At 70.0% G+C, this 12,709-nt stretch carries 12 protein-coding genes; 10 read left to right on the top strand and 2 right to left on the bottom strand.

Going from position 1 to position 12,709, the window contains the following annotated elements; genetic code table 11:
- Positions 1-36: 36 nt before the first annotated feature.
- The 4 genes from AB0305_RS05745 (at position 37) to AB0305_RS05730 (ending at position 4,517) form a co-directional block, all read left to right on the top strand.
- Positions 37-828, top strand: a complete 792-nt coding sequence (locus tag AB0305_RS05745; protein WP_364133627.1) for a demethylmenaquinone methyltransferase — start codon at positions 37-39, stop codon at positions 826-828.
- Positions 829-840: 12 nt separating this feature from the next.
- The gene (locus AB0305_RS05740) at positions 841-2,181 is read left to right on the top strand and encodes a geranylgeranyl reductase family protein (protein WP_364133625.1); all 1,341 of its coding nucleotides are present in this window, start codon (positions 841-843) and stop codon (positions 2,179-2,181) included.
- Positions 2,178-3,278 carry a polyprenyl synthetase family protein gene (locus AB0305_RS05735; protein ID WP_364133622.1) on the top strand — a complete coding sequence of 367 codons (1,101 nt, stop codon included), beginning with the start codon at positions 2,178-2,180 and terminating at the stop codon, positions 3,276-3,278. Before AB0305_RS05740 ends, AB0305_RS05735 begins: the two co-directional genes overlap by 4 nt.
- Before the next feature lie 417 nt (positions 3,279-3,695).
- Entirely contained in the window at positions 3,696-4,517 is an 822-nt protein-coding gene (locus tag AB0305_RS05730; protein ID WP_364133619.1) for a DUF559 domain-containing protein, read from the top strand.
- Between the two features lie 129 nt (positions 4,518-4,646).
- Here AB0305_RS05730 and AB0305_RS05725 read toward each other — a convergent pair whose 3' ends face one another.
- Complete coding sequence (locus AB0305_RS05725; protein WP_290256052.1) at positions 4,647-5,075, bottom strand: hypothetical protein; 429 nt, start codon at positions 5,073-5,075, stop codon at positions 4,647-4,649.
- A 14-nt stretch (positions 5,076-5,089) separates the two neighbouring features.
- Complete coding sequence (locus AB0305_RS05720) at positions 5,090-5,761, bottom strand: trimeric intracellular cation channel family protein (RefSeq protein WP_290256051.1); 672 nt, start codon at positions 5,759-5,761, stop codon at positions 5,090-5,092.
- Between the two features lie 57 nt (positions 5,762-5,818).
- Between AB0305_RS05720 and AB0305_RS05715 the strand changes: the two genes are divergently transcribed.
- From AB0305_RS05715 to AB0305_RS05690, 6 genes are all read left to right on the top strand, one after another.
- Positions 5,819-6,550, top strand: coding sequence for a CbiX/SirB N-terminal domain-containing protein (locus AB0305_RS05715; RefSeq protein ID WP_364133615.1), 732 nt, complete (start codon positions 5,819-5,821; stop codon positions 6,548-6,550).
- Between the two features lie 87 nt (positions 6,551-6,637).
- Positions 6,638-8,392 (top strand): nitrite/sulfite reductase, encoded by a 1,755-nt coding sequence (locus AB0305_RS05710; RefSeq protein WP_364133612.1) that lies wholly within the window; start codon positions 6,638-6,640, stop codon positions 8,390-8,392.
- Positions 8,389-9,213, top strand: coding sequence for a phosphoadenylyl-sulfate reductase (locus tag AB0305_RS05705; RefSeq protein WP_364133609.1), 825 nt, complete (start codon positions 8,389-8,391; stop codon positions 9,211-9,213). Before AB0305_RS05710 ends, AB0305_RS05705 begins: the two co-directional genes overlap by 4 nt.
- 272 nt (positions 9,214-9,485) lie before the next feature.
- The gene (cysD, locus tag AB0305_RS05700; RefSeq protein ID WP_364134655.1) at positions 9,486-10,397 is read left to right on the top strand and encodes a sulfate adenylyltransferase subunit CysD; all 912 of its coding nucleotides are present in this window, start codon (positions 9,486-9,488) and stop codon (positions 10,395-10,397) included.
- On the top strand, positions 10,397-11,827 hold the full coding sequence (locus AB0305_RS05695; protein ID WP_364133606.1) for a GTP-binding protein: 1,431 nt from the start codon (positions 10,397-10,399) through the stop codon (positions 11,825-11,827). Before cysD ends, AB0305_RS05695 begins: the two co-directional genes overlap by 1 nt.
- 100 nt (positions 11,828-11,927) lie before the next feature.
- The gene (locus AB0305_RS05690; protein WP_364133603.1) at positions 11,928-12,677 is read left to right on the top strand and encodes a hypothetical protein; all 750 of its coding nucleotides are present in this window, start codon (positions 11,928-11,930) and stop codon (positions 12,675-12,677) included.
- Positions 12,678-12,709 lie beyond the last annotated feature (32 nt).

Here is a 12,709-nt window from a genome sequence, read left to right as displayed (position 1 = left end):
TTAGGGGGAGGGTGGAAGTTTTGAGACAATGACGGGGTGAACCGAGCATCCTTGGATAAGCGTCCGGACGAAGTAGCCACGATGTTTGATGACGTCGCGCCTAAATACGACGTCGTCAACGATGTGCTGTCGATGGGGCAGACCCGGCGCTGGCGCCGGATCGTCGTCGAGGCCATGGACGTGAAGGCCGGCCAGCGGGTGCTGGACCTGGCCGCGGGAACCGGCACCTCCAGCGAGCCGTACGCGGACGCCGGCGTCGACGTCGTCGCCTGCGACTTCTCCCTGGGCATGCTGAAGGTGGGCAAACGCCGCCGCCCGGACATCGACTTCATCGCCGGCGACGCCACCCGGCTGCCGTTCGCCGACAACACCTTCGACGCGAGCACCATCTCCTTCGGCCTGCGCAACGTCAACGAGCCCAAGAAGGCCCTCGCCGAGATGCTCAGGGTCACCAAGCCCGGCGGCCGGCTGGTCATCGCCGAGTTCTCCCAGCCCGTGGTGCCGCTCTGGCGAACCATGTACACCGAGTACCTGATGCGCGCGCTGCCCGCGATCGCCGTCAAGGTCTCCTCCAACCCGGACGCCTACGTCTACCTCGCCGAATCCATCCGCGCCTGGCCGGATCAGGACCACCTGGCCGCCTGGCTGCAGGAAGCAGGCTGGGAGTCCGTCAGCTACCGCAACCTCAGTGGCGGCATCGTTGCCGTGCACCGGGCGCAGAAGCCGGCCGGTCCGGCGGACGGCCCCGCCGCCGGTGCGCAGGCCCTGGCCAACCACACCGGCCCGGTCGCGAAGCTGCGGCGCAACATCGCCCGGCCCGGGCGCTAGCCCGGCGATGCCGTGAAAGTACTGATCGTCGGCGCGGGTCCCGCCGGATCCACCGCCGCGTACTACCTGGCGCAGGCCGGCCTTGAGGTTACGGTGCTGGAGAAGACCAGCTTCCCGCGCGAGAAGGTCTGCGGCGACGGCCTCACGCCCCGCGCGGTGCGGGAAATCCAGAAGCTCGGCCTGCCGCACCCCGAAACCGAGGGCTGGCGGCGGAACAAGGGCCTGCGGCTGATCGCGGGCGGCCGCACCATCGAACTGCCCTGGCCCGAGGTCTCCGACTTCCCGCAGTACGGCCTGATCCGGACCCGGCTGGGCTTCGACGAGGAGCTCGCCCGGCACGCCCAGTCCGCGGGCGCCGTCGTGCTCGAACGCCACAGCGTCACCGAAGCACTCCGCGACGACGACGGCCGGGTCACCGGCGTCCGTGCCGCGCTGCTCGATGACGCCGGCCGCAAGACAGGGGAGACCCGGGACTTCACCGCCGACGTCGTCCTCGCCGCCGACGGCAACTCCGCCCGCACCGCCGTGTCCCTGGGCCTGCGCAAACGCGACGACCGGCCGCTGGGCGTGGCCGTGCGCACCTACTTCACCAGCCCCCGCCACGAGGACGACTGGATGGAGGGCTGGCTGGAACTGCCCGGCGCCGACGGCAAGCTGCTGCCCGGCTACGGCTGGATCTTCGGCGTCGGTGACGGCACCTCCAACGTGGGCCTGGGCATCCTGAACTCTTCCAAGGAATTCGGCAAGCTCGACTACAAGCAGGTCCTGCGCGAGTGGACCGCCGGGATGCCGCCGGAGTGGGGCTTCACTCCGGAGAACCAGGTGGGCGAGATCCGCGGTGCTGCGTTGCCCATGGGCTTCAACCGCACCCCGCACTACGCTCCCGGCCTGCTGCTGCTCGGTGACGCCGGCGGCATGGTCTCCCCGTTCAACGGCGAGGGCATCTCCTATGCGATGGAGTCCGCCCGCTTCGCCGCCGAGTACCTGATCGACACCGCCTCCCGGTCCGCGGCGGCCGGCTGGGACCGGAACGACGCCGACGCGCACCTGTCCGGGTACGCCGGCTACGTCCGGGACCAGTGGGGCTCGCACTTCACCCTGGGCCGCGCCTTCGCCGCCGTGATCGGCAAGCCGGCGGTCATGAAGCTCGCGCTGCGGACCGGCATGCCGCTGCCGCTGTTGATGAAGTTCGTGGTCCGGCTGATGGCCAACCTGACCGACCCCTCCGCCAGGGGCATCGAGGACCGGATGATCCGGGTCCTGGAGGCCCTGGTCCCGGCGACGTCCAATACCGGCACCGTTCCGGCCCCGAATCCGCGGTTTCCGCAACAAAAAGTTAGGGTTAACCCGTGACCAACTCCGCAGACCAAAGCTGGACGCACGCCGGGCACGGCCTGCAGGGCTCCGAGCCCGACCTGAACACCACCGCCATCGCCACCGGGCTGCAGCTTCCGGCAGGGTTTGCGGCGATCGCCGGCGACGCCGAACTGGGCCCCGCGATCACCACTAACCTCGCCCGCGTGGAGAAGAAGCTGCGCGAGGCGATCGCCAACTCCGACCCGCTGGCTGACGCGACCTCCCGTCACCTGGTGGAGGCCGGCGGCAAGCGCATCCGGCCGCTGCTCACCCTGCTGTGCGCGCACCTGGGGGACGCTTCCCGACCCGCCGTGGTGCAGGCCGCCGTCGTTGTCGAACTGACGCACCTGGCCACGCTTTACCACGACGACGTAATGGACTCCGCGCCGTTCCGCCGCGGGGCCCCCACCGCCCACGAGGTCTGGGGCAACTCCGTGGCCGTCCTCACCGGCGACCTGATCTTCGCCCGCGCCTCGATCCTGGTCTCCGAGCTGGGCTCCCGGGCCCTGGGCATCCAGGCCCGCACCTTCGAACGGCTGTGCCTCGGCCAGCTGCACGAGACCGTCGGGCCGCGGTCGGACGAGGATCCCGTGGAGCACTACCTGTCCGTGATCGCGGACAAGACCGGCTCCCTCGTGGCGGCCTCGGGCCAGCTTGGGGCGATCTTCTCCGGGGCCGACGAGTCCTACGAGGCCCTGCTGGTCGAGTACGGCGAGAAGGTGGGCGTGGCCTTCCAGCTCGCCGACGACGTGATCGACGTGACCGGCGTCAAGGTCAAGAGCGGCAAGTCTCCGGGCACCGACCTGCGCGAGGGCGTGCCCACGCTGCCCGTGCTGCTGCTGCGCAAGGCCGCCGCCGACGGCGACCAGTCCGCCGTGGACCTGCTGACCCTGATCGACGGGGACCTGAGCTCCGACGAGGCGCTGGCTGCCGCCGTCGCCGGGCTGCGCGAGCACCCTGTCACCGCCCAGTCCTGGACCGTGGCGCGGGAGTGGGCCGCCGAGGCGATCGCCGCCTTGGAGCCCCTTCCGGAGGGCGTGGTCAAGGATTCGCTGACCAGCTTCGCGCACGCCGTGGTGGAGCGCAGCAGCTAGGTTCCTTGCGGTGCCGTGGCCCCTGTCCGGGCCGGCAACCCTTTGGACGCGGAATGGCCCCGGTCCTCACAACGTTCGAGTCGTCCGTTGTGCGGAACCGGGGCCATTTCTCCGTTCGCATCAGATTCACCGGAGGCATTTAGTGAACCCATGAATAAGCGTATGACAAATCTGTCAAGCTGTCTAGGGTTTCTGTAAATTGGCTGTCACGGTTCGCGGCGGGCTCCCCGGCGGAGTTTCCCCACTTTTCCCCAACCCCGGCGTCGGCTGCCCAGCGAGCCGCGGCGACCCGCCGTCGTCGGTCCGCAAAGGCGGGGAAAACCCGCAGCCGAGGACGAGCCATCTCCAACCCGGTCTTTTCCACATAGGGGATGCGGGGGCTTACGACGTCCGCCTGCCATCCGGTCTGCTGTGGCCATGGACGTCGTGGGTTACCTGAGGTATGCCGGCTCCGTGGCCAGGCCGCAGACGCTGCTTCGCGGCGGGTGCACGGAGCGGGCGATCCGCAACGCCGTCGCGGCCGGGGACATCCTCCGGCTGCGCCACGGCGTCCTGGCCCTTCCCGATGCCGCGCCCGACCTGACCGCCGCCGTGATGGCCAATGGGCTGCTGTCCTGCGTCTCCGCGGCCGGTCATCTCGGCCTGTGGCGGCTGCACGAGCCCGACCGGCCGCATCTGCTGTGCCGGCATGGTTCGGCTACCGGGGTGGTGATTCATCGGGGGAGCGTTGTTCCTGCGGAGTTCCCGCTGCCTCTGGCCGGGGTGACCGACTGCCTGCTGCATGCCCTGCGCTGCCGTCCGCCTATCGAGTCCGCGGTGATGGTGGAAAGTGCGCTGCGACAGGGCCGGACCTCCCCGGACTACCTTCGCCAGCGACTGCCGGGCAACCGCAACGGTGCGGCCCGTGCCGTGTTGGAGCTGGTGGACGGGACGGCTGACTCCGCCGTCGAAGTCGTGGCCCGGCTCTTGTTCCGCGCCGAGGGAATCTTCACGCAGACGCAGGTGGACCTGCCGGGCATCGGGATCGTCGACTTCCTGCTGGAAGGCTTCCTGATCATAGAAATCGATGGCAAGACCCACCTGGAGCCCCGGCAGGTGGTCAAGGACCGCCGTCGCAATAATGCCAGCAGCCTGTCCGGCTACGTCGTGCTCCGGTACGGCTACCAGGACGTCGTCTACTTTCCGGAACGGGTGGTCGCTGAGGTCTGGCAGGTGCTCCGCGGCCGCGTCATCCGCTGAGATTCCCCGGGTTTGGACCGAAGTTGGCCGTCAACACCGGCCTGGCGGTGCGACACTCCGGCGGGGGCTGCCAAAGGTGGGGAGGTTTGGCAGCCAATGCGCCCCCGGAGGGACGCAGACGGCGGGAGGCTAGTCCTCGTCGTCGTCGTTGAAGGCCCACTCGAACATGTCGAAGACGAACTCGGAGAAGGTCCCCTCTTCGCTCTTCCACTGTCCGCGGGCGTTGTTGCGGCGGTACACGATGGGGTCCGGGACGCTGAGGTCGCCCACGCGGAAGCCCCAGGTGAACTGCTCTTCCTCGTCCTCGAGGAACATCAGGAAGCCCTCGTCGTCGACTTCGAGTTCCTCGGGATCCCAGAAGTAGTGGTACGCCTCCATCAGGTCCTCGCAGCCGCCGAGGGCCAGGTAAAACTCGCGGAGAACCAGCGGGATGGTGAACTGGTGCTCGGCCAGGGCCTCGTCCAGCTCCTGCTCGGACAGGCCGTCCGCTTCCTGCCATTCGTCTTCGAGATATTTCGGAACAAGCGCGCGGAACTTCTCGAGGAACATGTCAGTCATGCTTCATATCCTAGCTAATCCGAGGGCCCTCTCCCCGCCCGGCCCAGGCCCAGCCGGTGCCAGCCGCGCACGGCCAGTGGAACCCGCCAGCGGCGCCGCCACGCGGTGACCCGGAACGCGAAAACCAGGGCGGCCACCACCGGCCCGGTGACCGGGTTGAAGGAGCCCGTCACGGACAGCGCCACCGTCAGTCCGGCGCCGGCGAACGCGGGCAGGGCGTACAGGTCGCCGGGGTCGAATAGCTGCGGTACCTCGTTGGCGGTGATGTCGCGCAGCAGGCCGCCGCCCACCGCCGTCGTCACACCCAGCAGCACCGCGGCCACCGGGTGCATCCCCGCGGCGAGGGCTTTCAGGCTGCCCGTGATGCAGAACAGGGCCAGGCCGCCGGCGTCGAAGAGCACCAGCAGGGAGGTGAACCGCTGGACGCTTGAGTAGAGGAAATACACCAGCACGGTCGCCAGCAGCGGGGGAGCGAGGTAGGCGGGGTTGGTGAACGCCGCCGGGGAGCCATTGTTGATGATGATGTCCCGGATGACGCCGCCGCCCAGGCTCACCACCGAGGCCAGCAGCAGGGAGCCGACAATGTCGAATTCCTTCCGCGCCGCCAGCAGCGATCCGGACACCGCGAAGAAGAAGACACCGGCCAGGTCCAACCACACCAGGACGAGGCTGAAGGAAAAGGTCATGGCGGTCCTGGTTATTCGGCGGGGCGGAGGGGCGGCTCCAAGGTTACGCTAGCGGCTATGGATAGCCCCCTCCTGATCGCCTGCGCCCACGGAACCGCCAACCCCGACGGCGCCGCGGAAGTCAACGCCCTGCGCGCCGCCATCGCCGCCCTCCGTCCCGGACTGGAGGTCCTTGAGGCCTACGTCGACGTCCAGGAGCCCGTCCTGCCCGACGTCGTCGCGGGGCTCCCCGCCGGTCGGAGCGCCGTCGTCGTGCCGCTGCTGCTCAGCATCGGCTACCACGTCAAGGTGGACATCGCCCGCGCCGTGGGCAGCCGCCCCGGCACGGTGGCGGCGGCGCCGCTGGGGCCGGATCCCCGCCTCGCCGCCCTGCTTGACCGGCGGCTGCGGGAGGCGGGGGTGACGGACAACGACGCCGTGATTGTCGCCGCGGCGGGCTCCTCGGACCCCACCGCCGCGGACAACGTCGAAGAACTGGTGGGTCAGCTCCGGGACCTCCGCTCGAACCGGATCGTCGCCGCCTACGGAGCCTCCGCGAAACCGTCGGTTCCCGAAGCCGTCGCAATGCTGCGCGAGGAGGCGGCCGGGGGAGCGGGGGCCGGGGCGTCCGCCGGCGCCGTCGACCTCGGTGGCCGGGTGGTGATCGCGTCCTACCTGCTGGCGCCCGGGTTCTTCCACAACCAGCTCGCCAAGGCCGGGGCGGACCTGGTCACCGCGCCGCTGCTGCCCTCCCCGGACCTGGCCCGGATCGCCTTGGACCGCTACGACGCCGCGGTGGCCGCGTCCTAAGGTCCGCGTATGACGAATTGTTGCCCACGGTGACCCCGCGTTTCTGACCCGTTGTCGGCCGATTCGGGCCGCCCCTACAGTCGAGCCATGACTGATACAGCTCTAGCCGGAGCGCCCCAGGACCAGACCGCCGGCGGCCGTTCGGCCCGCGCCGCCAGGCCCGGCCGGCCCGCCGCCAAGCCCCACGGGCAGTGGAAGGTGGACGGCACCGCGCCGCTGAACGCCAACGAAACCTGGAAACAGGAAGACAACGGCCTGAACGTGCGGGAGCGGATCGAAACGGTCTACGCCAAGCACGGTTTCGACTCTATCGACGGCACCGACCTGCATGGCCGGTTCCGCTGGTGGGGTCTCTACACGCAGCGCAAGCCCGGGATCGACGGCGGCAAGACCGCCACCCTGGAGCCGCACGAGCTCGAGGACAAGTTCTTCATGCTCCGGGTCAGGATCGACGGCGGCGCCCTATCCACCGAGCAGCTGCGCGTCATCGGCGGCATCTCCGTGGACTTCGCCCGGGACTCGGCCGACCTCACGGACCGCCAGAACATCCAGCTGCACTGGATCCGGGTCGAGGACGTCCCTGAGATCTGGCGCCGCCTCGAGGCGGTGGGGCTGTCCACCACGGAGGCCTGCGGCGACGTGCCCCGGGTGATCCTGGGCTCCCCGGTGGCCGGGATCGCCAAGGACGAGGTCATCGACCCGACCCCGCTCATCCGGGAGCTCGCCGAGCGCTTCATCGGCGACCCGGAGCTGGCCAACCTTCCGCGCAAGTTCAAGACGGCTATCACCGGCCACCCCAGCCAGGACGTAGTGCACGAGATCAATGACGTCGCCCTGGTGGGTCTGGTCCACCCTGAACTCGGCGCCGGCTACGATCTCTGGGTGGGCGGCGCGCTCTCCACTAACCCGATGCTCGGCAAGCGCCTCGGCGCCTTCGTCCGCCCTGACCAGGCCGCCGACGTCTGGCTTGGAGTCACCAGCATCTTCCGCGACTACGGCTACCGGCGCATGCGCACGAAGGCCCGGCTGAAGTTCCTGCTCGCCGATTGGGGTCCGGAGAAGTTCCGCCGGGTCCTCGAGGACGAATACCTCGGCTACGCGCTCAGCGACGGCCCGGCCGCCCCCAAGCCGGCGACCCCCGGCGACCACATCGGCGTCCACGAACAAAAGGACGGCAGGTTCTTCATCGGCGCCACTCCGGTGGCCGGCCGCCTCTCCGGCAGCCAGCTCGTGGCCCTAGCCGACACCCTCGAATCCCGCGGTTCGCGGCGGCTGCGGACCACCCCCCACCAGAAGCTCGTGGTCCTGGACGTCCCCGGCGACCAGGTGGAACCACTCGTGGCCGAGCTCGACGCCCTGGGCCTCTCCGCCCGCCCGTCCGTGTTCCGCCGGGGCACCATCGCCTGCACCGGGATCGAATTCTGCAAGCTCGCGATCGTCGAAACGAAGGCGACGGCGGCGACGGCGGTGGCCGAACTGGAGCGACGCCTCGCCGACCTCGTCGACGCCGGGAAACTGCCGGAGTCGCTGTCCCTGCACATCAACGGCTGCCCCAATTCCTGCGCCCGCATCCAGACGGCGGACATCGGCCTCAAGGGCATGATGCTTCCCACGCCCGACGGCGACCCGACGCCCGGCTTCCAGGTCCACCTCGGCGGCGGACTCGCCTCCACCGACCGGGAGGAGGCGGGCCTGGGCCGCACCGTCCGGGGCCTCAAGGTCACCGCCGACGAATTGCCCGACTACGTGGAGCGGGTGGTGCGAAAATTCGCCGACACCCGTACCGACGGCCAGAGCTTCGCCGAATGGGCCTTCGCCGCCGACGAAGGGGACCTGCAGTGACCGCTCCCCAGCCACAACCCAACCTCGCAAGTCCCAACTCGCTCCCTGTCCTCGCAAGCTCGGACCGGGGCCCTCGCGAGTCGGGGCCCTCGGCCGGGGACCTCGGTGGCCGTGGGCCCTCCCTCCGGAGCCGCGAGGAGCTCAAGGCCCTCGCCGCGGCCGGGGCCGCCGAACTCGGCTGGGACGCCCCGGCCGGCGACGTGATCGGCTGGGTGGCGCGCACCTTCGAACGGCCCGCCGTCGCCGTCGCCTGCTCCATGGCCGACGCCGTCCTGCCCGCCCTCGTCGCGGAACGAATCCCCGGCGTCGACGTGCTCTTCCTGGACACCGGCTACCACTTCCCGGAAACCTACGCCACGCGCGACGAGGTGGCCGCGAACCTGCGCGTCACCGTCGTGGACGTGCTCCCGGAAACCACCGTGGAGCAGCAGGACCGGATCCTCGGCAAGGACCTCTTCGCCCGTGACGCCGCCCAGTGCTGCGCGCTCCGCAAGGTCGCCCCGCTGCACCGCACCCTGGCCGGCTACGAACTCTGGTTCACCGGCGTCCGCCGCGACGAGGCACCCACCCGCACCAACACCCCGCTGGTGACCTGGGACGAAGCCAACGGCCTGGTCAAGGTCAACCCCGTGGCGGCCTGGACCTTCGACCAACTGGTGGCCTACTCGGAGGAGAACCTCCTGCCCGTCAACCCGCTCCTTTCACAGGGCTACCCCTCCATCGGTTGCCAGCCCTGCACCCGCCAGGTCGCCCCCGGCGAGGACCCCCGCGCCGGCCGCTGGGCCGGAACCGACAAGACAGAATGCGGACTACACGTATGAGCAACTTGAGCACGACGACGGTCACCACCGCCTCCGAGGCCGCGTCCTTTGTCGCCTCCGCCTCCGCGGCAGATGCCGCCCCCGCCCCTTCGCCGCGCGGCATGCGTCCTTCGGACGATGCGGGCGGCTCCGACAGCGGCAGCGGCCTTCCCAACGCTCGCAAGCTCGCGTCGGGTCCCTCGGCCGCTGCCTTGGATGCGACTCCCGGGGCGGCATCTGCCGCTGCGGCTCTGCGGTCGGGTCGCCTGAATTTGGCGGCATCGGGGGCAGTAATCGGCGTCGCAGCCCCGGCACGTCTTTCCAGCCTCGACACACTCGAGTCTGAGGCGATCCACATCATCCGGGAGGTTGTTGCCGAGTTTGAGCGGCCCGCGCTGCTGTTTTCCGGGGGCAAGGATTCTGTGGTGATGCTGTACCTGGCCACCAAGGCGTTCTGGCCTGGCAAGGTGCCTTTCCCGGTCCTGCATGTGGATACCGGGCACAACTTCCCGGAGGTGATCGAGTTCCGGGACCGGACCGTGGAGCGGCTGGGCCTCCGGTTGGTGGTGGGCTCCGTGCAGGAGTTCATCGATTCCGGCGAGCTGGCCGAGCGCGCGGACGGCACCCGCAACCCGCTGCAGACCGTCCCGCTGCTGGACGCGATCAGCAGCAACCGGTTCGACGCCGTCTTCGGTGGCGGCCGCCGGGACGAGGACAAGGCCCGGGCCAAGGAACGCATCCTGAGCCTGCGCGACGAGTTCGGCCAGTGGGACCCGCGCAACCAGCGCCCGGAACTCTGGAACCTGTACAACGGCCGGCACACCGTGGGTCAACATGTCCGGGCCTTCCCGATCAGCAACTGGACCGAATTGGACGTCTGGCGCTACATCGAACGCGAGAACATCGACCTGCCGGGGCTCTACTACGCCCACGAGCGAGAGGTCTTCGCCCGCGACGGCATGTGGCGCGCCGTCGGGGAGGTCTCGCAACCCCGCACCGACGAGCAGGTCCTCACCAAGACGGTCCGCTACCGCACCGTCGGGGATATGTCCTGCACCGGCGCCGTCGAATCCGCCGCCGCCACCGTGCGCGACGTCGTGATTGAAGTTGCCGCCTCCACCATCACCGAACGTGGCGCCACCCGGGCCGATGACCGCATCTCCGAGGCCGCCATGGAAGACCGCAAGAAGGACGGCTATTTCTAATGAGCACCATTCCCGCCACCCAGGATGCCGCCGCCGCAGACCTGGGTCTCGCCTCCGCCTCGCTGTTCCGTTTCGCCACCGCCGGCTCGGTCGACGACGGCAAGTCCACCCTGGTGGGCCGGCTCCTGCACGATTCGAAAGCCATCCTCGCCGACCAGCTCGACGCCGTCGCCCGCACCTCCGCGGACCGCGGCTTCGGCGCGGCGGACGGGGAGGCCGGAGGGCAGCGGATCGACCTCGCCCTGCTGACCGACGGGCTGCGCGCCGAGCGGGAACAGGGCATCACCATCGACGTCGCCTACCGCTACTTCGCCACCGACCGGCGCAGCTTCATCCTCGCCGACTGCCCCGGGCACGTGCAGTACACCCGGAACACGGTGACCGGAGCCTCCACCGCCGACGCCGTCGTGGTCCTCATCGATGCCCGCAAGGGTGTCCTGGAACAGACCCGCCGGCACCTGTCCGTGCTGCACCTGCTGCGGGTGCCGCACGTGATAGTGGCGGTGAACAAGATCGACCTGGTGGACTTCAGCGAGGACGTCTTCCGCGCCATCGAGGCCGAGGTGCAGCACGTGGGCCGCGAACTGGGGCTGGGGGACGGGGACGGTTCCGGACTGCTGGTGGTTCCGGTGTCCGCGCTCGACGGCGACAACGTCGTCGACCGGTCCGCACGCACCCCCTGGTACCGGGGACCGGCGCTGCTCGAGATCCTCGAGACCCTCCCGGCCGCCGACGAAATCGAAACCCACCTGGAAAGCTTCCGCTTCCCGGTCCAGCTGGTGGTCCGGCCGCAGGGGGCGCTGGCCCCCGACGCGCTCGCCCGCGGCCTCAACCCCGGCGCGTACCGCGACTACCGGGCCTACGCCGGCCAGATCACCGAGGGCGCCGTGAAGCTCGGCGACCCGGTCACCGTCCTGACGCCCGGGCAGGCGCCGCGGAACACCACGGTGACCGGAATCGACTTCGCCGGCCGGCAGCTCACGGAAGCCGTGGCCCCGCAGTCGGTGGCACTTCGGCTGGCGGACGAGTTCGACGTCGCCCGCGGCGACACGATCGCGGCCGCCGGAACGGTGTCCGGGTCCACCGCCGACCTGTACGCCGCGCTCTGCTGGTTGTCCCCGACGCCGCTGCGGGAGGGGGCCAAGGTGCTGGTCAAACACGGAACCTGCACCGTCCAAGCCCTGGTCCGGAACGTTACCGGCAGGCTGGACCTCGGCAGCTTCCGGGTGGAACCGGCCTCCACGCTGGAACTCAACGACATCGGCCACGCCCAGCTCCGGCTTGCCGCCGCCTTGCCGCTGGAGAACTACCAGCACCACCGGCGGACCGGTGCGTTCCTGGTGATCGACCCGCGGGACGGCAACACCCTCGCCGCGGGACTGGTCCGGGACCACCCTGGCGACCACGAGGACGAGCGCTACAGCATCTGAGCCAGCATCTGAACCAGATCTGAGGCCCGATCTGAGCCTCGGCGGAGGCGGCGCCCAACGGCCCTAGCCGCCGCCAAACCGGCGGAGGACAATGGGCGCCATGCCGGAGAACACGGCTCCCACCCCGGCCCCAGCGCCGGACCCCGGCCCTGCGCCCGAGCGCGGCCCTGGACCCGAACCCGGCCACGCCGTTGAACCCGCCGGGCCGCCGCCCGCGGTGCGGGCGCAACTGCTCGCCACCGAACACTGGAGCCTGCTGGCCTCCCGAAGCACCACCCAGAGCGAGGTGCTGACCCGGATCAGCATGTTCCTCACGCTGACCTCCGCCGGGCTGCTCAGCCTGGCCCTGGTGGGCCAGGCGACGGGGTTCACCGGGCTGTTCCCGGTGTTCGAGCTCTCGGTCCTTGGCTTCGTGACGCTGGTGGGAGTCCTCACCCAGGTCCGCGTCATGAACGTCGGCATCGAGGACCTGATGTACGTGATCGCCATGAACCGGATCCGGGCCGGGTACCTCGGCCTGGACCCCGGACTGGCGCCGTACCTGATGTCCTCCCCGCACGACGACCGGCCCGGCTCCGAGCAGACCTATTTCTTCTTCCGCAACCGGAGGCACGCCAGCCAGTTCCTGGGCAGCAGCATGGTCTTCATCGCCGCCGTCAACGCCGCGCTCGCGGGCCTCCTGACCGCCGCCGTCGCCGGAACCCTGACCGCCCCGGCGCCGGTCACCGTCGGGCTCGGCGCGCTCGCCGCCGTCGGGTACCTCGCCGTCGCCCTGGTCCGCAGCGGCCGCCGCTACTTCGGCCTCTGGACCCGCTATTCACCGAGCTTCCCTACGCGCCCCGAGGACTGACGCCTGCCCGTTGCGGCGCGCTGTGTGACGCC

This window comes from Arthrobacter sp. NPDC080086 (genome assembly GCF_040702285.1).
Note: the sequence above shows the minus strand (reverse complement) of the source record. Positions and strands in the feature narration are given on the sequence as shown.